Origin of the sequence: Rhizobium sp. H4, assembly GCF_003013335.1 — a bacterium.
In the GTDB taxonomy this organism is placed as follows: domain Bacteria; phylum Pseudomonadota; class Alphaproteobacteria; order Rhizobiales; family Rhizobiaceae; genus Rhizobium; species Rhizobium sophoriradicis.
The window spans coordinates 50,813-70,105 of sequence record NZ_PSOW01000016.1; the positions used below are offsets into that span (position 1 = coordinate 50,813).

At 62.0% G+C, this 19,293-nt stretch carries 19 protein-coding genes; 18 read left to right on the plus strand and 1 reads right to left on the minus strand.

The features are described from left to right. Positions 1–4: 4 nt before the first annotated feature. Complete coding sequence (locus C4N04_RS23180; protein WP_106797128.1) at positions 5–658, plus strand: methyltransferase; 654 nt, start codon at positions 5–7, stop codon at positions 656–658. Here C4N04_RS23180 and C4N04_RS23185 read toward each other — a convergent pair. Further along, complete coding sequence (locus C4N04_RS23185) at positions 655–1,161, minus strand: hypothetical protein (RefSeq protein WP_106797129.1); 507 nt, start codon at positions 1,159–1,161, stop codon at positions 655–657. The genes C4N04_RS23180 and C4N04_RS23185 overlap by 4 nt on opposite strands. Positions 1,162–1,577: 416 nt before the next feature. On the opposite strand from C4N04_RS23185, the gene sdhC reads away from it, so the two are divergent. From sdhC to lpdA, 17 genes are all read left to right on the plus strand, one after another. Then, a complete protein-coding gene (gene sdhC, locus C4N04_RS23190; RefSeq protein WP_038691763.1) occupies positions 1,578–1,973 on the plus strand; it encodes a succinate dehydrogenase, cytochrome b556 subunit in 396 nt (131 codons plus the stop codon). A 10-nt stretch (positions 1,974–1,983) separates the two neighbouring features. Further along, positions 1,984–2,364 carry a succinate dehydrogenase, hydrophobic membrane anchor protein gene (gene sdhD, locus C4N04_RS23195; RefSeq protein ID WP_010020712.1) on the plus strand — a complete coding sequence of 127 codons (381 nt, stop codon included), beginning with the start codon at positions 1,984–1,986 and terminating at the stop codon, positions 2,362–2,364. Positions 2,365–2,371: 7 nt separating this feature from the next. Further along, entirely contained in the window at positions 2,372–4,213 is a 1,842-nt protein-coding gene (gene sdhA, locus C4N04_RS23200; RefSeq protein WP_106797130.1) for a succinate dehydrogenase flavoprotein subunit, read from the plus strand. Positions 4,214–4,231: 18 nt separating this feature from the next. After that, positions 4,232–5,011, plus strand: coding sequence for a succinate dehydrogenase iron-sulfur subunit (locus tag C4N04_RS23205; RefSeq protein ID WP_038691756.1), 780 nt, complete (start codon positions 4,232–4,234; stop codon positions 5,009–5,011). Between the two features lie 321 nt (positions 5,012–5,332). After that, on the plus strand, positions 5,333–5,851 hold the full coding sequence (locus C4N04_RS23210) for a protease inhibitor Inh/omp19 family protein (RefSeq protein WP_077992135.1): 519 nt from the start codon (positions 5,333–5,335) through the stop codon (positions 5,849–5,851). A gap of 63 nt (positions 5,852–5,914) precedes the next feature. Then, a complete protein-coding gene (gene zapE / locus C4N04_RS23215) occupies positions 5,915–7,078 on the plus strand; it encodes a cell division protein ZapE (RefSeq protein ID WP_106797131.1) in 1,164 nt (387 codons plus the stop codon). A 174-nt stretch (positions 7,079–7,252) separates the two neighbouring features. Further along, positions 7,253–8,215: a malate dehydrogenase gene (mdh, locus tag C4N04_RS23220; RefSeq protein WP_010034465.1), complete on the plus strand. Its 963-nt coding sequence runs from the start codon at positions 7,253–7,255 to the stop codon at positions 8,213–8,215. A 34-nt stretch (positions 8,216–8,249) separates the two neighbouring features. Beyond that, positions 8,250–9,443 (plus strand): ADP-forming succinate--CoA ligase subunit beta, encoded by a 1,194-nt coding sequence (gene sucC, locus C4N04_RS23225; protein WP_038691748.1) that lies wholly within the window; start codon positions 8,250–8,252, stop codon positions 9,441–9,443. A gap of 18 nt (positions 9,444–9,461) precedes the next feature. Next, positions 9,462–10,364, plus strand: coding sequence for a succinate--CoA ligase subunit alpha (gene sucD, locus C4N04_RS23230; RefSeq protein ID WP_038691746.1), 903 nt, complete (start codon positions 9,462–9,464; stop codon positions 10,362–10,364). A gap of 170 nt (positions 10,365–10,534) precedes the next feature. Next, positions 10,535–13,519, plus strand: a complete 2,985-nt coding sequence (locus C4N04_RS23235; RefSeq protein WP_039623559.1) for a 2-oxoglutarate dehydrogenase E1 component — start codon at positions 10,535–10,537, stop codon at positions 13,517–13,519. A 15-nt stretch (positions 13,520–13,534) separates the two neighbouring features. Further along, positions 13,535–13,843, plus strand: a complete 309-nt coding sequence (locus tag C4N04_RS23240) for a YciI family protein (RefSeq protein ID WP_077992128.1) — start codon at positions 13,535–13,537, stop codon at positions 13,841–13,843. Between the two features lie 40 nt (positions 13,844–13,883). After that, the gene (odhB, locus tag C4N04_RS23245; RefSeq protein WP_039622626.1) at positions 13,884–15,149 is read left to right on the plus strand and encodes a 2-oxoglutarate dehydrogenase complex dihydrolipoyllysine-residue succinyltransferase; all 1,266 of its coding nucleotides are present in this window, start codon (positions 13,884–13,886) and stop codon (positions 15,147–15,149) included. Between the two features lie 12 nt (positions 15,150–15,161). Beyond that, a complete protein-coding gene (locus C4N04_RS23250; RefSeq protein ID WP_106797132.1) occupies positions 15,162–15,908 on the plus strand; it encodes a DUF4241 domain-containing protein in 747 nt (248 codons plus the stop codon). Beyond that, a complete protein-coding gene (locus C4N04_RS23255; protein WP_039622623.1) occupies positions 15,905–16,432 on the plus strand; it encodes a hypothetical protein in 528 nt (175 codons plus the stop codon). Before C4N04_RS23250 ends, C4N04_RS23255 begins: the two co-directional genes overlap by 4 nt. Next, positions 16,429–17,181 (plus strand): SDR family oxidoreductase, encoded by a 753-nt coding sequence (locus C4N04_RS23260; RefSeq protein WP_096771633.1) that lies wholly within the window; start codon positions 16,429–16,431, stop codon positions 17,179–17,181. Before C4N04_RS23255 ends, C4N04_RS23260 begins: the two co-directional genes overlap by 4 nt. A 20-nt stretch (positions 17,182–17,201) precedes the next feature. Continuing rightward, positions 17,202–17,840, plus strand: a complete 639-nt coding sequence (locus C4N04_RS23265; RefSeq protein WP_106797133.1) for a LysE family transporter — start codon at positions 17,202–17,204, stop codon at positions 17,838–17,840. Between the two features lie 26 nt (positions 17,841–17,866). Beyond that, on the plus strand, positions 17,867–19,273 hold the full coding sequence (lpdA, locus tag C4N04_RS23270) for a dihydrolipoyl dehydrogenase (RefSeq protein WP_106797134.1): 1,407 nt from the start codon (positions 17,867–17,869) through the stop codon (positions 19,271–19,273). The last annotated feature ends 20 nt before the right edge of the window (positions 19,274–19,293 follow it).

The window sequence follows — 19,293 nt, forward strand, 5'->3', positions numbered from 1 at the left end:
ACCTTTGAAAACCGATCCGGAAGCCTTCATCCGCGTCAATACCAGCCTGATGGCGCCGCCGCATGTGCCGGAGATTTCGCTTCATCTCGCCAGCGAGGCGCATGAGCTCTGGCTGAAGACGGAGGAGGAGCTGGAAGCGATCGGCCTGCCGCCGCCCTTCTGGGCTTTTGCCTGGGCGGGCGGGCAGGGACTGGCGCGCTACCTCCTCGATCACCCGGAGATGGTGCGCGGCAAGCGCGTGCTGGATTTTGCCAGCGGCTCCGGCCTCGTCGGCATTGCAGCTGTCATGGCCGGTGCGCGTGAGGTGACGGCCGCCGATATCGATCCCTGGGCGGAGACGGCGATCCGGCTGAACGCCGAGGCCAACGGCGTCTCTCTCGGATTTACCGGCGCCAATCTTATCGGACAGGATATCGACGCCGATATCGTGCTTGCCGGCGACGTCTTTTACGACCGTGCCTTCGCCGATGCGCTCGTTCCCTGGCTGACGAGGCTGACGGCGGAAGGCATATTGGTTCTGGTCGGCGATCCCGGGAGAAGCTATCTGCCACGGGAACAGCTGGAATTCTGTGCGACCTATCAGGTGCCGGTGACGCGCGCGCTGGAGGACAGCGAAATCAAGAAGGCGACGGTCTGGCGCTTCGGGTCAATATCTTAAGGCCGGATCACGCAGACATTGGCCTCGTAGCTGCAGGGATCGTCCTGGATGGCGACGTCGATGACCTTCGCTTTCGGCGCCAGCGGCACCGGCCGGGCTGAGGGATAATACCCGTAGCCATTGCCGCCGACATAAGTCCCGCCATCGATCTGATAGGCATAGGCGCCGGCATAGGTGTCGCCGCCGTCGCCACCCGGCGGCTGCGGCGCGATGATGATTAGGCTGCTGCGGGCGACGCGATTCGTCGCCGCGGACGAAAACTGCTTCAGGAACGGCATCCGCTCCCTGCCGTGTCGGCGAATATAGGCGCTATCGAAACGGATGCCGCGATCACGCCAGCCGAGGCGTTGGCCGAGAAACAATCCGTTGTGCAAGGCGTGGCGGTGGCCAAGGAAGCGATGATCGGCGAAGCGATGATCGAGACGGCGCTCGCCGGCGGCAACAGGCAAGGCGACAAGCGCGGCGAGTGCAAGCAGGGCGACTGCAGACGGACTGCGAAACATGGATGCCGGCCTCCGGAATTCCCGATCATTAACAAATCGTTAATGCCAGATTGCGCCAAAAGCCGTTGCTTGTCCATGCGCATGGGGAGAGCGGCATAAATATTGAGCCGAAAAGACCAGGTTGCTGAGCGCGGTTCAGCTTTCGCCGAAGTGCAGATAGGCTCTAACCTTTTGTTCTTACGCAATTCCGGGCGGAAAACCGCGTCGCAGTTTTTCTGAAACTGCTCTCACCCGCAAACTTAGGGGTAACCCGAATCGATTAAATTAAAAGCAGACAGCGATTGTGCTTGTCGTCGGGCTTTCCGGTGAGTAAACGTCGCAATTGATGCAACGCACACAGAGAATTTTGTCATTCGTGTGGTTGACTGAGCATGCTCCGAAATCCGGGAGCGCAGAGAAGCCGCCGCGAGGTTCTGATGGCGAACGTGACAAATAACCGGCCCCTATCGCCGCATCTGCAAATTTATAAACCTATTCCCACCATGGTCATGTCGATCGTTCACCGCATTACCGGCGGTGCGCTCTATGTCGGCACGCTGCTCGTCGCCTGGTGGCTGATCGCGGCGGCAAGCGGCCAAGCGTCGTATGATTGGGCCAACTGGGTGCTCGGCAGCCTTCTCGGCAAGCTCGTGCTGCTTGGCTACACCTGGGCATTGCTGCACCACATGCTCGGCGGTTTCCGCCACCTCATGTGGGACCTCGGCTATGGTTTCGAGAAGGAAGTCTCGACCAAGCTCGCCATCGCCAACGTCATCGGGTCGCTCTGTCTGACCGTACTGGTCTGGGTGATCGGCCTCCTCATTCGCTTCTGAAGGTCCTCTCATGGATATGCGCACCCCCCTCGGCAAGGTTCGCGGGCTTGGCTCCGCCAAGGAAGGCACGAGCCATTTCTGGCGTCAGCGGCTGACCGCCGTCTCCAACATTCCGTTGATCCTCTTCTTCGTCATCTTCATGATCGCCTATGCCGGCGCGCCCTATGCGGATGTGGTTCGCGCCCTGTCGAACCCGTTCGTCGCCGTCGTCATGGGCCTGATGGTGATCTCGGGCGTCATCCATATGAAGCTCGGCATGCAGGTCATCATCGAGGATTACGTGCATGGCGAATTCGGCAAGATCGCGCTGCTGATGCTGAACACGTTCTTCGCGATCGTGATCGCCGGCCTCTGTCTCTTCGCCATTCTGAAAATCGCATTCGTAGGATAAGCTCGCTATGGCACCGACTTCACCCGCCCAGAATGGCAAGGCCTACCAATATGTCGATCACTCCTATGACGTGATCGTCGTTGGCGCCGGCGGCGCCGGCTTGCGCGCGACACTCGGCATGGCCGAGCAGGGTTTCCGCACCGCCTGCATCACCAAGGTTTTCCCGACTCGTTCGCACACGGTCGCGGCCCAGGGCGGTATCGCCGCCTCGCTGCGCAACATGACGCCGGACAGCTGGCAATGGCACCTTTACGACACGGTCAAGGGTTCCGACTGGCTCGGCGACGTCGACGCCATGCAGTATCTCACCATGGAAGCGCCGAAGGCGGTCTATGAGCTCGAGCATTACGGCGTGCCGTTCTCGCGCAACGAGGAAGGCAAGATCTATCAGCGGCCGTTCGGCGGCCACATGCAGAATTATGGCGAAGGCCCGCCGGTGCAGCGCACCTGCGCCGTCGCCGATCGCACCGGCCACGCCATCCTGCACACGCTCTACGGCCAGTCGCTGCGCAACAATGCCGAATTCTTCATAGAGTATTTTGCGCTCGACCTGATCATGTCAGAAGACGGCAGCCGCTGCACCGGCGTCGTCGCCTGGTGCCTTGATGACGGCACGATCCATCGCTTCGCCGCCAAGATGGTGGTGCTGGCGACAGGCGGCTACGGCCGCGCCTATTTCTCGGCGACCTCTGCCCATACCTGCACCGGCGACGGCGGCGGCATGGTGGCGCGCGCCGGCCTGCCGCTGCAGGACATGGAATTCGTGCAGTTCCATCCGACCGGCATCTATGGTTCGGGCTGTCTGATCACCGAGGGCGCGCGCGGCGAAGGCGGCTACCTCGTCAACTCCGAGGGTGAACGCTTCATGGAGCGTTATGCGCCTTCGGCCAAGGACCTTGCCTCGCGCGACGTGGTTTCACGCTGCATGACGCTGGAGATCCGCGAAGGCCGCGGCGTCGGCAAGAACAAGGATCACATCTTCCTGCATCTCGACCATCTCGATCCGGCCGTTCTGCATGAGCGCCTGCCGGGCATTTCCGAGAGCGCCAAGATCTTCGCCGGCGTCGACGTCACACGCGAGCCGATCCCGGTCCTGCCGACCGTCCATTACAATATGGGCGGCATTCCCACCAACTATTGGGGCGAAGTGCTGAACGCCGACAGCGCCAATCCGGAGCGGATCATTCCCGGCCTGATGGCGGTGGGCGAGGCAGGCTGCGCTTCGGTGCACGGCGCCAACCGCCTCGGCTCCAACTCGCTGATCGACCTCGTGGTCTTCGGCCGGGCTGCTGCGATCCGCGCCGGCGAGGTGATCGACCGCGCAGCGCCGATCCCGCATCTGAACGTTTCGGCCTGCGACAAGATCATGGACCGCTTCGACCGTCTGCGCTACGCCGGCGGCGGCACGCCGACGGCTGACCTGCGCGAGAAGATGCAGCGCGCCATGCAGGAAGACGCCGCGGTGTTCCGCACCCAGGAATCGCTGGAATCCGGCTGCCGGCGCATCTCGGCGATCTGGCAGGAAATGCGCGACATCAAGGTCACCGACCGGTCGATGGTCTGGAACTCAGATCTGGTGGAAACTCTGGAGCTGCAGAACCTGATGGCCAACGCCATCACAACGATCTACGGCGCCGAGGCCCGCAAGGAGAGCCGCGGTTCGCATGCCCGCGAGGATTATACCGAGGGCGCATTCGCCGGCCGCGACGACGTCAACTGGCGCAAGCACACACTTGCCTGGGTCAACGAGGCGGGCGACGTGAAACTCGACTATCGCCCTGTACACACCGCGCTCATCGCGGAAGGCATCGATCCGTACAAGATTGAGCCGAAGGCCCGCGTCTACTGATTTCAAGAGGAACCTGGTATGGTTGAACTCGCTCTCCCCAAGAATTCTCAGATGCGCGAAGGCAAGGTCTGGCCGAAGCCGGCGGGTGCGACGAACACCCGCGAGTTCCGCGTCTACCGCTGGAGCCCGGATGATGGCCAAAACCCGTCGATCGACACCTTCTACATCGATGTCGACGATTGCGGTCCGATGGTGCTCGACGGCCTGCTCTACATCAAGAACAAGATCGATCCGACCCTGACGCTGCGCCGGTCCTGTCGCGAAGGCATCTGCGGCTCGTGCGCGATGAATATCGACGGCACGAACACGCTTGCCTGCACCAAGGGTCTCGACGATATCAAGGGCGCGGTGAAGGTCTATCCGCTGCCGCATATGCCTGTTGTCAAGGATCTTGTGCCCGATCTCAGCAACTTCTATGCCCAGCATCGCTCGATCGAGCCCTGGCTGAAGACGGTGTCGCCGACGCCGGCCAAGGAATGGAAGCAGAGCCATGAGGACCGGCAGAAGCTCGACGGTCTTTACGAATGCATTCTTTGCGCCTGCTGCTCGACCTCCTGTCCGAGTTACTGGTGGAACGGCGACCGTTATCTCGGCCCGGCCGTGCTGCTGCAGGCCTATCGCTGGCTGATCGATTCCAGAGACGAGGCGACGGGCGAACGCCTCGACGATCTCGAGGATCCCTTCCGCCTTTATCGCTGCCACACGATCATGAATTGCGCGCAGACCTGCCCCAAGGGGCTCAATCCGGCCAAGGCAATCGCCGAAATCAAGAAGATGATGGTCGAGCGCCGGGTCTGATCGCCTGCATGCCGATAGCGGAATAGACGGCTTCGATCCAGAAGCCGTCTAGATCGCGGGAGCTCATTCGAGCGTTGTTCCGAGATATTACGAGCGTTCGACAGCAATCCGGACAGAGATCAACACGCGCAACACCTTGCTGACAAATTCTGTGGGCAGGAAGTTTTGCAGCGGGACAGTTGAACTGTATCGTTTTTCGATTAGGTGTTGTCACGGGCAATTTATGCCGCCCGACTTGATTAACCAAAGCGAATTACGATAATCGGATCTTGTCTCACGTCCGTTTCTCTGCGGCGACAGCCGAATTTCAGGAGTATGATGATGCAGTTGCGATATGCGATGACAGGTCTGGTGATGGCTCTCGCGCTAGCCGGTTGTCAGCGTACGGCATATGATTACAGCTCCAACTCTCCCAGCGCCGCGCCGGCGCCGCTGACGGCGCAGCCGGTTCCCTCCGTGCAGGGCGGACAGCTTCCGCCGCCGGCCGGCAGCTCGCAGTTCCCGGCCGCGCCGGCCTCGACATCGCCGATGCCGGGTGCCCAGCCGGGCGCGGTCGCCGCGAATGCGCTCGACGTTACGAAGGAATCGATGGTCGGAAACTGGCGCGTCAACGGCAGTTGCGACATGTTCCTGACGCTGACCAATCTCGGTAGCGGGTCGCGCGGCGGCACGCGCGGCTGCGTCGGCGAGCTGACGGCCATGGGCTCCTGGGAGGTCGCGGGCAAGCAGGTGCTGCTCAAGGACCGTTCGGGCAACCAGATCGGCAGCGTCTATAAGACGGCCGATAACCGCTTCCAAGGCCAGACGAATACCGGTCAGCCGATCAGCCTCAGCCGGTAATCGACCGGCGCGGTAAACGATCCGGCGGCGCCCCGCCGATGACTGACAGGCGGACATGCCCTTATGCAGCCAATGCCAGACTATGCGCTCAGCGTCTGCGAACAGCTTAAATCGCTGACGCTTTCCGGTGCGTTGCAGGTCGATTCCGCCCAGATGGATGTGGCCAAAAGCCTGGATCGGGTGCTCGCCGGGCTGAAGCAGCAGCGACCGGCGGCGAAATCGAGCGCGCTCGGCTGGCTGTTCGCCTCGAAGAAGAAAGCCGTAGGCGGCATCAAGGGGCTTTATATCCACGGCAGCGTCGGACGCGGCAAGACCATGCTTATGGATATGTTCTTCTCGATGGCGCCGTGCCGAAAGAAGCGGCGGGCGCATTTCCATGAGTTCATGGCGGATGTGCACAACCGCATCGCGGCGCATCGGCTGAAGCTCAAGAACGGCGAGACGAAGCAGGCCGACCCAATGCCGCCGGTCGCCGCGGCCCTTTACGAGGAAGCGGAACTGCTCTGCTTCGACGAGTTCACGGTCACCGACATTGCCGACGCGATGATCTTGTCGAGGCTGTTCTCCGAACTGTTTGCGCGAGGCTGCGTGCTGGTCGCGACTTCGAATGTCGAGCCCGACAATCTCTACAAGGATGGTCTCAACCGCGGCCTGTTCCTGCCTTTCGTCGCCCTGCTCAGGGAGCATGTCGATGTCGTCACGCTGGATTCGCCGACCGATTACCGGATGGAGAAGCTGAGCAGCCAGCCGGTCTATCTCGTGCCGATCAACGAACATAACGACATGGCGATGGAGGCGTCCTGGACGCAGGCGCTGCATGGGCGCAAGGCGCAGCCGCTCGATATCCCGATGAAAGGACGCTCGATCCATGTGCCGCTCGCCGCCGACCGCATGGCCCGGTTCTCCTTCGCCGATCTTTGCGACAAGCCGCTCGGGGCCGCCGATTTCCTGGCCATCGCCGAGCGCTTCGATATGGTCTTCCTCGATCACGTTCCCTTGCTCGGGCCGGACAAACGGAACCAGATCAAGCGTTTCATCATTCTGGTCGATACGCTCTACGATCATGCCGTGCGGCTTTACATATCCGCGGCGGCGTTGCCGGAGGACCTGCTCGTCAACCGCCGGGGCACCGAGGGCTTTGAATTCGATCGCACGGCCTCGCGCCTCTTCGAAATGCGCAGTGCTGAATATCTTGCACTGCACCACGAAAAACGCGCCGCCGAGTAACAATTTGGTGACGGGAACTCTTACGTTTACGTAAGAATTTTGATATCTAAACGATTGAAAATGCTGCATCAAAATTAATGCATTGCCATTTTTAGGCTTTGGGTCTATGCGATTGCGTCATTGAGCGGTGCCTAAGCGTCGTTCGACGAATTTGATCGCAAAGGAAACAGCGAAATGGCGCGTAACAAGATCGCACTCATTGGTTCTGGCATGATTGGTGGCACGCTGGCGCATCTCGCCGGCTTGAAGGAACTGGGCGATATCGTCCTCTTCGACATCGCCGATGGCATTCCCCAGGGCAAGGGCCTCGATATCGCACAGTCCTCTCCGGTCGAAGGCTTCGACGCCAATCTGACCGGCGCCAGCGACTATTCCGCCATCGAAGGCGCTGACGTCTGCATCGTCACCGCTGGCGTTCCGCGCAAGCCGGGCATGAGCCGCGACGATCTTCTCGGCATCAACCTCAAGGTCATGGAGCAGGTCGGCGCCGGCATCAAGAAATATGCGCCGAATGCCTTCGTCATCTGCATCACCAACCCGCTCGACGCCATGGTCTGGGCGCTGCAGAAGTTTTCCGGCCTTCCCGCCAACAAGGTCGTCGGCATGGCCGGCGTTCTCGACTCCTCGCGTTTCCGCCTCTTCCTCGCCAAGGAATTCAACGTTTCCGTCCAGGACGTGACGGCCTTCGTTCTCGGCGGCCACGGCGACACGATGGTGCCGCTCGCCCGCTATTCGACCGTCGGCGGCATTCCGCTCACCGATCTCGTCACCATGGGCTGGGTCACCAAGGAGCGCCTGGAAGAGATCATCCAGCGCACTCGTGACGGCGGTGCCGAAATCGTCGGCCTGCTGAAGACCGGCTCGGCCTATTACGCTCCGGCCGCCTCGGCGATCGAGATGGCCGAATCCTACCTCAAGGACAAGAAGCGCGTTCTGCCCTGCGCTGCCCATCTCACCGGCCAGTACGGCGTCAAGGACATGTATGTCGGCGTTCCCACCGTCATCGGCGCCGGCGGCGTCGAGCGCGTCATCGAGATTGACCTCAACAAGACCGAGAAGGAAGCCTTCGACAAGTCCGTCGGCGCCGTCGCCGGTCTTTGCGAAGCCTGCATCAACATCGCGCCCGCCCTCAAGTAATCGGCGCCGACGTCATCGAAACAGGGATAAACCCATGAACATTCATGAATATCAGGCCAAGGCTCTGCTGAAGGGCTATGGCGCACCGGTTGCCGAGGGTGTGGCTGTCCTCAAGGTCGAAGAGGTCGAGGCTGCCGCCAAGTCGCTTCCCGGCCCGCTCTATGTGGTCAAGAGCCAGATCCATGCCGGCGGCCGCGGCAAGGGCAAGTTCAAGGAACTGTCGCCGGAAGCCAAAGGCGGCGTGCGTCTCGCCAAGTCGATCGACGAAGTGGTCGCCCACGCCAAGGAAATGCTCGGCAATACGCTGGTGACGGCTCAGACCGGCGAAGCCGGCAAGCAGGTCAACCGCCTCTATATCGAGGACGGCGCCGACATCGCTCGCGAGCTCTATTGCTCGCTGCTGGTCGACCGCTCGGTCGGCCGCGTCGCCTTCGTCGTTTCCACCGAAGGCGGCATGGACATCGAAGCTGTCGCCCATGACACGCCCGAAAAGATCCAGACGATCGCCATCGATCCGGAAGCCGGCGTGACGGCTGCCGACGTCGCAGCGATCTCCAAGGCGCTGGCGCTCGAGGGTGCCGCTGCAGAAGACGCCAAGTCGCTCTTCCCGGCGCTCTACAAGGCCTTCAACGAGAAGGACATGGCGCTGCTCGAGGTCAATCCGCTGATCGTCATGAAGGATGGCCATCTGCGGGTTCTCGACGCCAAGATGTCGTTCGACGGTAACGCGCTCTTCCGCCACGACGACGTCAGGACGCTGCGCGACGAGACCGAAGAGGACGCCAAGGAAATCGAGGCCTCCAAGTGGGACCTCGCTTACGTCGCGCTCGACGGCAATATCGGCTGCATGGTCAACGGCGCAGGCCTTGCCATGGCGACGATGGACATCATCAAGCTCTACGGCAAGGAGCCGGCCAACTTCTGCGACGTCGGCGGCGGCGCCGGCAAGGAGAAGGTCGCTGCGGCCTTCAAGATCATCACTGCCGATCCCAAGGTCGAGGGCATTCTCGTCAACATCTTCGGCGGCATCATGAAGTGCGACGTCATCGCCGAGGGCGTCATTGCCGCGGTCAAGGAAGTCGGCCTCAAGGTTCCGCTCGTCGTGCGCCTTGAAGGCACCAATGTCGAGCTCGGCAAGAAGATCCTGAACGAGTCGGGTCTCGCGATCACGGCGGCTGACGACTTGGACGATGCGGCCAAGAAGATCGTCGCGGCGATCAACGGCTAATTTGAAGGATCGGAAAGAATGTCTATTCTCGTCAATAAAGACACCAAGATCCTGGTTCAGGGTCTGACCGGCAAGACCGGAACCTTCCACACCGAACAGGCGCTTGCCTATTACGGCACGCAGATGGTCGGCGGTATTCACCCGAAGAAGGGCGGCGAAACCTGGACCGGCGCAAAGGGCGAAAGCCTGCCGATTTTCGCGACCGTTGCCGAAGGCAAGGAAAAGACCGGTGCCGACGCGACCGTCATCTATGTTCCGCCGGCCGGTGCGGCCGACGCCATCATCGAGGCGATCGACGCCGAAATCCCGTTCATCACCTGCATCACCGAGGGCATTCCCGTCATGGACATGGTCCGCGTCAAGGCGCGCCTCGACCGCTCCAAGTCGCGCCTGCTCGGCCCCAACTGCCCTGGCATCCTGACGCCCGAAGAATGCAAGATCGGCATCATGCCGGGTTCGATCTTCCGCAAGGGTTCGGTGGGCATCGTCTCCCGTTCGGGCACGCTGACCTATGAAGCGGTGTTCCAGACCTCCAACGAAGGCCTCGGCCAGACGACCGCCGTCGGCATCGGCGGCGACCCGGTCAAGGGCACCGAGTTCATCGACGTCTTGGAAATGTTCCTGGCCGACGAAGCCACGCAGTCGATCATCATGATCGGCGAAATCGGCGGTTCGGCAGAAGAAGACGCTGCGCAGTTCCTCAAGGACGAAGCCAAGAAGGGCCGCAAGAAGCCGATGGCCGGCTTCATTGCCGGCCGCACGGCGCCGAAGGGGCGCACCATGGGCCATGCCGGCGCCGTGGTATCCGGCGGCAAGGGCGATGCGGAATCGAAGATCGCAGCGATGGAATCGGCAGGCATTCGCGTCTCGCCGTCGCCGGCTCGTCTCGGCAAGACCTTGGTTGAAGTCCTCAAGGGCTAAGCCAGCCATATAGACCGGGCGGAAGAACGGCATCTGCGTTTCCGCCCGGTGTGACAGCACGAGACCAGCAGATGCGCCGCGGACAGGCGGCAATCGGAATGCGGCAGCCGGTGACGAAGCCGGCAAATTCATCAAAGTCAGGAGGCGGACGGAAGCGTCCGCATATCACCATGGCACGGCAAGAAGCCAACGAGCAGTTTCAGATCACCTCGTTTCTGGATGGCGCCAACGCGGCCTATATCGAGCAGCTCTATGCGCGCTACGAAGAGGATCCGGCATCGGTCGACGATCAATGGCGCGCCTTCTTCAAGGCGCTGGAAGAGGATCCTGCTGATGTGAAGAAGGCGGCCAAGGGAGCCTCCTGGCGCAAGAAGCACTGGCCGCTGGCCGCCGGCGGCGATTTGGTGTCGGCGCTCGACGGCAATTGGGGCATCGTCGAGAAGGCGATCGAAACCAAGGTGAAGGCAAAGGCCGAAGCCGCCGGCAAGCCGGCCGACACCACCGACGTGCTGCAGGCGACGCGCGATTCGGTGCGCGCCATCATGATGATCCGCGCCTATCGCATGCGCGGCCATCTGCACGCCAAGCTCGATCCACTCGGCATCGCCGCTACCGTCGACGACTATCATGAGCTGTCGCCGGAAAATTACGGCTTCACATCAGCCGATTATGATCGCAAGATCTTCATCGACAACGTGCTCGGCCTGGAATACGCGACCATCCGCGAGATGATCGAGATCCTCGAGCGCACCTACTGCTCGACGCTCGGCGTCGAATTCATGCATATCTCCAATCCGGAGGAGAAGGCCTGGATCCAGGAGCGGATCGAAGGGCCAGACAAGGGCGTCGCCTTCTCGGCGGAAGGCAAGAAGGCGATCCTTGCCAAGCTCATCGAAGCCGAGGGCTACGAGCAGTTCCTCGACGTCAAGTTCAAGGGCACCAAGCGTTTCGGTCTCGACGGCGGTGAATCGCTGATCCCCGCACTGGAACAGATCCTGAAGCGCGGCGGCCATCTCGGCCTTAAGGAAGCGGTATTCGGCATGGCCCATCGCGGCCGTCTGAACGTGCTCTCCCAGGTGATGGGCAAGCCGCACCGCGCCATCTTCCACGAGTTCAAGGGCGGTTCCTATGCGCCTGACGAAGTCGAAGGTTCCGGCGACGTGAAGTATCATCTGGGCGCTTCCTCCGACCGCGAATTCGACGGCAACAAGGTGCACGTCTCACTGACGGCAAATCCGTCGCATCTCGAAATCGTCGATCCTGTCGTCATGGGCAAGGTTCGCGCCAAGCAGGACATGAGCGCTACGGTATGGGACGGCGACATCATTCCGCTGTCTGAACGCGCCAAGGTGCTGCCGTTGCTGATCCACGGCGACGCGGCCTTCGCCGGCCAGGGCGTCATTGCCGAAATTCTCGGCCTCTCCGGTCTGCGCGGCCACCGTGTCGCCGGCACCATGCACGTCATCATCAACAACCAGATCGGCTTCACCACGAACCCGGCCTTTTCGCGCTCGTCGCCCTATCCGTCTGATGTCGCCAAGATGATCGAGGCGCCGATCCTGCACGTCAACGGCGACGATCCGGAAGCCGTGGTCTACGCCGCCAAGATTGCGACCGAATTCCGCATGAAGTTCCACAAGCCGGTTGTGGTCGACATGTTCTGCTATCGCCGCTACGGTCATAACGAGGGCGATGAGCCGTCCTTCACCCAGCCGAAGATGTACAAGGTCATCCGCGGCCACAAGACGGTGCTGCAGCTTTATGCAGATCGTCTCGTTCGCGAAGGCCTGCTCACGGATGGCGAAGTCGAAAAGATGAAGGCCGACTGGCGCGCACATCTCGAGCAGGAGTTCGAGGCCGGTCAGAGCTACAAGCCGAACAAGGCCGACTGGCTGGACGGCGAGTGGTCGGGCCTGCGCACCGCCGACAATGCCGACGAGCAGCGCCGCGGTAAGACCGCCGTGCCGATGAAGACGCTGAAGGAGATCGGCCGCAAGCTCTCGGAGATCCCGGCAGGCTTCAATGCGCACCGCACGATTCAGCGCTTCATGGAAAACCGGGCCAACATGATCGCCACCGGCGAGGGCATCGATTGGGCGATGGCAGAAGCGCTCTCCTTCGGGGCGCTCTGCCTGGAAGGCCACAAGATCCGCCTGTCCGGCCAGGATTGCGAGCGCGGCACCTTCTCGCAGCGCCACTCGGTTCTCTACGATCAGGAGACCGAAGAGCGTTACATTCCGCTCGCCAATCTTTCGCCGACGCAGGCACGCTACGAAGTCATCAACTCGATGCTTTCGGAAGAGGCCGTGCTCGGCTTCGAATACGGCTATTCGCTCGCCCGCCCGAATGCGTTGACGCTCTGGGAAGCGCAGTTCGGCGATTTCGCCAACGGCGCGCAGGTGGTCTTCGACCAGTTCATCTCCTCGGGCGAACGCAAGTGGCTGCGCATGTCGGGCCTCGTCTGCCTGTTGCCGCACGGTTATGAAGGACAGGGTCCGGAGCATTCCTCGGCTCGCCTCGAGCGCTTCCTGCAGCTCTGCGCGGAAGACAATATGCAGGTCGCCAATGTCACGACGCCGGCGAACTACTTCCACATCCTGCGCCGGCAGCTGAAGCGTGACTTCCGCAAGCCGCTGATCCTGATGACGCCGAAATCGCTGCTGCGCCACAAGCGGGCGGTCTCGACGCTGGCCGAAATGGCCGGTGAATCCGCCTTCCATCGCCTGCTCTGGGACGATGCCGAGGTGATCAAAGACGGCCCGATCAAGCTGCAGAAGGACAACAAGATCCGCCGCGTCGTCATGTGCTCCGGCAAGGTCTATTACGATCTTCTCGAAGAGCGTGAAAAGCGCGGTATCGACGACATTTACCTGCTGCGCGTCGAACAGCTTTATCCGTTCCCGGCAAAGGCGCTCATCAACGAGCTGTCGCGCTTCCGAAACGCCGAAATGGTCTGGTGCCAGGAAGAGCCGAAAAACATGGGCGCATGGTCGTTCATCGATCCATTCCTCGAATGGGTGCTTGCCCATATCGATGCGAAATACCAGCGCGTCCGTTACACCGGCCGTCCGGCTGCCGCCTCGCCGGCGACGGGCCTGATGTCGAAGCATCTGTCACAGCTCGCCGCATTCCTCGAGGATGCATTGGGCGGTTAAATCAAGGGGGGCGTAATGGCTTATTTCTTTTTGAGACTGCTGCCGCCGCGCCCCACTTTTCCGCATGACGGGACCGGGGAGGAAATGGCGGCGATGAAAAGCCATGTCGAATACTGGCATCGGCACGCCCTTGCGGGATCGGCGGTCGTCGTTGGTCCGGTGTTCGAGGGTGCAGGCGCCTTCGGCATGGCGGTCGTCGAAGTCGAGGATCAGGCGGCGGCCCAGGCTCTTGCCGACGGCGATCCGATCATCGCCTCCGGTTTCGGTTTCCGTTTCGATATCCTGCCCATGCCCTCGATCATCTTGCGGCCGCCCGCCGTCTGAAACGCTTAAAACGAACACACACGAAATCAGGATCTGAACAATGGCCACAGAAATCCGCGTTCCAACTCTCGGTGAATCCGTCAGCGAGGCAACCGTCGGCACCTGGTTCAAGAAGGTCGGCGACGCCATCAAGGCCGACGAGCCGATTCTCGAGCTTGAAACCGACAAGGTGACCATCGAAGTTCCGGCACCGACCTCCGGCACGCTTTCGGAAATCGTCGTCGCCGCCGGCGAGACCGTCGGCCTCGGCGCCCTGCTCGGCCAGATCGCCGAAGGTGCCGTCGCCGCCGCCGCGCCCGCTGCTGCCGCACCGGCCGCCGCTCCTGCCCAGCCAGCGCCGGCGGCTCCCGCTCAGCCGGCGCCGGTTGCCGCTGCGGCAGCATCGTCGTCGAGCGCTTCCGTCTCCACCATGCCGCCGGCCCCGGCGGCCGCGAAGATGCTGGCCGAAAGCAACCTTTCTGCCGATCAGATCGACGGCAGCGGCAAGCGCGGCCAGGTGCTGAAGGGCGATGTCATCGCCGCCGTCGCCAAGGGCATTTCCGCACCGGCCGCTGCCCCGGCGGCAGCGCCCGCTGCTGCGCGCGGCCCGTCGACGGTCGAGGATGCCTCGCGCGAAGAGCGCGTGAAGATGACGCGCCTGCGCCAGACGATCGCCAAGCGTCTCAAGGACGCGCAGAACACCGCCGCCATGCTCACCACCTATAATGAGGTGGACATGAAGGCGGTCATGGATCTGCGCAACAAGTACAAGGACATTTTCGAGAAGAAGCACGGCGTCAAGCTCGGCTTCATGGGCTTCTTCACCAAGGCGGTAACGCATGCGCTGAAGGAACTGCCGGCTGTTAATGCCGAGATCGACGGCACCGACGTCATCTACAAGAACTACTGCCATGTCGGCATGGCCGTCGGCACCGACAAGGGCCTCGTCGTTCCCGTCATCCGCGATGCCGACCAGATGTCGATCGCCGAAATCGAGAAGGACCTCGGCCGTCTTGCCAAGGCAGCCCGTGACGGCTCGCTCTCCATGGCCGACATGCAGGGCGGCACCTTCACCATCACCAATGGCGGCGTTTACGGCTCGCTGATGTCTTCGCCGATCCTCAACGCACCGCAGTCTGGCATTCTCGGCATGCACAAGATTCAGGAGCGGCCGGTTGCAATCGGCGGCCAGGTGGTCATCCGTCCGATGATGTATCTGGCGCTGTCCTACGATCACCGCATCGTCGACGGCAAGGAAGCGGTCACCTTCCTCGTGCGCGTCAAGGAAAGCCTGGAAGATCCGGAGCGCCTGGTTCTCGATCTCTAAGGGAGCTTTTCGATGCGGAACCGGATCATGCGAGCGGCGCGCCTTGTTCTTTGCGCTGCCGCCGCGCATGTCCCGGTTTCCGCGTCGGCTGGTTGGGACGTCAGCAAGGCAAGCAGCAATTTCGAGCTGGTGACGCTCGGTGACGGCGAACTCTCCGGACGGTCGATCAACGTGATCCATATGGGCAATGTCGAGCTGACCTCGGGGCGCATCGTCGCCGCCGATCCGCTCGCCCAGCCCGACCGGCCGGCGCTCGCCAGGACCGTTGCGCCGGGCGAATACCCGGTGACGCTCTACCAGGCGTTTGGGCGCATCGCCGCCGCCAGCATGCGGTTTGCCGAAGGCAGGCCGGATCGTTGGGAGCTTGCCGTCCTGCCCGGACAAGATCCGGCAACGCTGAAGGACGACGAGATCTTCGGCTACCCCGTCGACGCCGGCGTCGGCTGCTACATGGATGCGCAGACGCTTGCTCTGATCGACGAACGGCAAGCGCAGGTGCAGGCGCAAAAGCCCGGCGCCGACATCAATTATTACGACGACGTGCTGGCTGCGGATCTCGACGCCAACAAGAGCATCTACGCGCTGCACCGGCCGGTCGCCGGCAAAAAGGGCAATGTCGCGGTGTTCTGGAGCGGCTGGGGCGACGGGTTCTATCCGGTTTTCTGGGGACTCGACAGGGACGGTCACGTGCTGGTGCTGCTGACCGATTTCGGTGTGATCGAGAACGCCGACGGGCGAAGGGAACCGAAGCTGCAATGAGTGGGGTCGGGATCACGGCGGGATGGAAAAGCGTGGCTGCAATCGCGGCCGCCGCGTTTGTCGCCGTTCCTGTGAACGCGCTCGGCGCCGCCTGCAAGCAGGAACAGGCCGTCTATGTCGATCGCGACGGCGCCTATGAATTGCGCTTTTCACCGCTCAATTCTGCGTCGGCCGCCGCCAGCAATCAGTTCAAGGTCAGCGCGCTGGAGACGCCTGTGGTGATGGAAGGCTATGTCATGCCATCGGAAGATCCGGTGCGTGCCATTGGCATCCTGATGTTCAATTGTCCCGAGGGCGACGCGACCGGCGCCGATCTCGATGCCTGCACGGTCTGGCAGGGCGCTGTCTACGGCATGGATGCCAAGGGCGAGATGGACAATCTGCAGCCGGAAGGTGCTGCGGCTGCCGAAAAGCTTGTGCTTCCCGGCCTTGGTCCCGCCATTCGCGAATCCAGCGCCTGGGGTAAGGGCAAGGCTTCGGTGGCGCCGTGGGACGTGCTGACATTCAAGGAGTGTGCGATATGAGCGATACCCCTGTTGTTCTCGTGACCGGCGGAAGCCGCGGCATCGGCGCGGCGGTCTGCCGGCTTGCTGCGCGCCGGGGTTGGCGCGTCGCGGTGAATTACGCCGCGAGCCGGCAAGCGGCGGATGCCGTCGTTGCGGAAATCACCGACAGCGGTGGCGAGGCACTGGCCATCCAGGGCGATGTCGGCAAGGCCGCGGATATCGCCGCGATGTTTACGGCGGTCCACCAGTATTTCGGCCGGCTCGACGGACTGGTCAACAATGCCGGCATCGTCGACTATCCGCAGCGGGTCGACGAGATGTCGGTCGAGCGGATCGAGCGCATGCTGCGCGTCAATGTGACCGGCTCGATACTCTGCGCCGCCGAGGCCGTGCGCCGCATGTCGCATCGCCATGGTGGTCAGGGCGGGGCGATCGTCAACGTCTCGTCGATGGCGGCGATCCTCGGCTCGGCGACGCAGTATGTCGATTATGCGGCATCGAAAGCGGCGATCGACACCTTCACCATCGGGCTTGCGCGCGAGGTCGCCGGAGAAGGAATTCGCGTCAATGCCGTCAGGCCAGGCATCATCGAAACCGATCTCCATGCATCGGGTGGCCTGCCGGACCGGGCGCGCGAAATGGCGCCATCGGTGCCGATGCAGCGGGCCGGCATGCCGGAGGAGGTGGCGGATGCAATCCTCTATCTGCTTTCACCGTCGGCGTCCTATGTCACCGGATCGATCCTCAATGTGAGCGGCGGCCGTTAGAAGGACAGGGCGAAATCAGCATGAGCTACATCTTCGAATTTCTTGGCCTGATGGCTGTCTTCTCGATCTTCATCGTCGTGCCGGGCGCCGATTTCGCTGTCATCCTGCGCCAGAGCGTCGTGCATGGGCGTCGCGCCGCTATTATGACCGGGCTCGGCATGGGTTTCTCGCTGCTCTTTCATGTCAGCTATACGATCCTTGGCCTCGGCCTGATCGTCTCTAAGTCGCTGATGCTGTTTGCGATGATCAAATGGGCGGGTGTCGCCTATCTCGTCTATCTCGGCATCAAGTCTTTCCGCGAGCCGGGCTTCAATGTGCAGGAGATCGAAGTCACGAGCGAAGACCGCAGGTCGGCCTCGATGCTGACATGCCTCGGCATGGGTTTCATCACCAATGCGCTGAACCCGAAGCCGGTGCTGTTCTTCCTGTCCTTGTTTTCGACGCTCGTCCATCACGACACGCCGGCGCTGATCCAGTTCTCCTATGGTATCGGCATGGCGGCGGCGCTGGTCGCCTGGTTTGCCGGCGTCTCCTACTTCTTCACGGTCAAGACAATCCGTGACCGCTTCATCGCCAGCGGCAAATGGTTCAACCGCATCACCGGAGCGGCACTCGTCGGCTTCGGCTTCCGCCTCGCGCTGTCGCGCGCCGCCGACTAATTGAAAAATCCAAAGGAAAAGAAGCAATGTCTTACGATGTGATCGTTATCGGAACCGGCCCGGGCGGCTATGTCTGCGCCGTCAAGGCAGCCCAACTCGGCCTCAAGGTCGCCGTTGTCGAGAAGCGCGCCACCTATGGCGGCACCTGCCTGAACGTCGGCTGCATCCCGTCGAAGGCCTTGCTGCATGCCTCCGAAATGTTCCATCAGGCCGGTCACGGCATGAGTGCGCTCGGCATCGATCTTCCCGCACCGACGCTCAACCTCGCCAATATGATGGCGCACAAGGATGCGACGGTGAAGTCGAATGTCGACGGCGTCGCCTTCCTCTTCAAGAAGAACAAGATCGATGCCTTCCAGGGCAGCGGCAAGATCGTCTCGGCCGGCAAGGTTGCCGTCACCGCCGAGGACGGCCAGGTGCAGGAGATCGAAGGCAAGAACATCGTCATCGCCACCGGCTCCGATGTCGCCGGCATTCCCGGTGTGCAGGTCGAGATCGATGAGAAGACCATCATTTCCTCCACCGGCGGTATTGCGCTGGACAAGGTGCCGGAAACACTGATCGTCGTCGGCGGCGGCGTCATTGGTCTCGAACTCGGCTCGGTCTGGTCGCGCCTTGGCGCCAAGGTCACGGTCGTCGAATATCTCGACACCATCCTCGGCGGCATGGACGGCGAAGTCTCCAAGCAGTTCCAGCGCATGCTCGCCAAGCAGGGCATCGATTTCCATCTCGGCGCCAAAGTCACCGGCGTCGAAAAGGCAGATACGGGCGCCAAGGTCACCTTCGAGCCGGTCAAGGGCGGCGATAAGGTGACGCTCGACGCCGAGGTCGTGCTGATCGCCACCGGCCGCAAGCCTTATACGGCAGGTCTCGGCCTCGAAGAGGCCGGTGTTGCTCTCGACAATCGCGGCCGCGTCGAGATCGACGGTCACTTCAAGACCAGTGTCGCGGGCATCTATGCGATCGGCGATGTGGTCAAGGGCCCGATGCTGGCGCACAAGGCGGAAGACGAGGGTGTGGCGCTTGCCGAAATCATTGCCGGGCAGCATGGCCATGTGAACTACGATGTCATTCCGAGCGTCGTCTACACGCAGCCCGAGATCGCCTCGGTCGGCAAGACCGAGGAAGAGCTGAAGGCGGCGGGTATCGCCTACAAGGTCGGCAAGTTCCCGTTCACGGCGAACGGCCGCGCCCGCGCGATGCTGGCGACCGATGGCTTTGTCAAGATCCTCGCCGACAAGGAAACCGACCGCGTGCTCGGCGGCCATATCGTCGGCTTCGGCGCCGGCGAGATGATCCACGAGATTGCTGTGCTGATGGAGTTCGGCGGTTCGTCGGAAGATCTCGGCCGCAGCTGCCACGCGCATCCGACGATGTCGGAAGCGGTCAAGGAAGCCGCGCTCGCCACCTTCTTCAAGCCGATCCACATGTAATCTAACATATTCGTAATCGA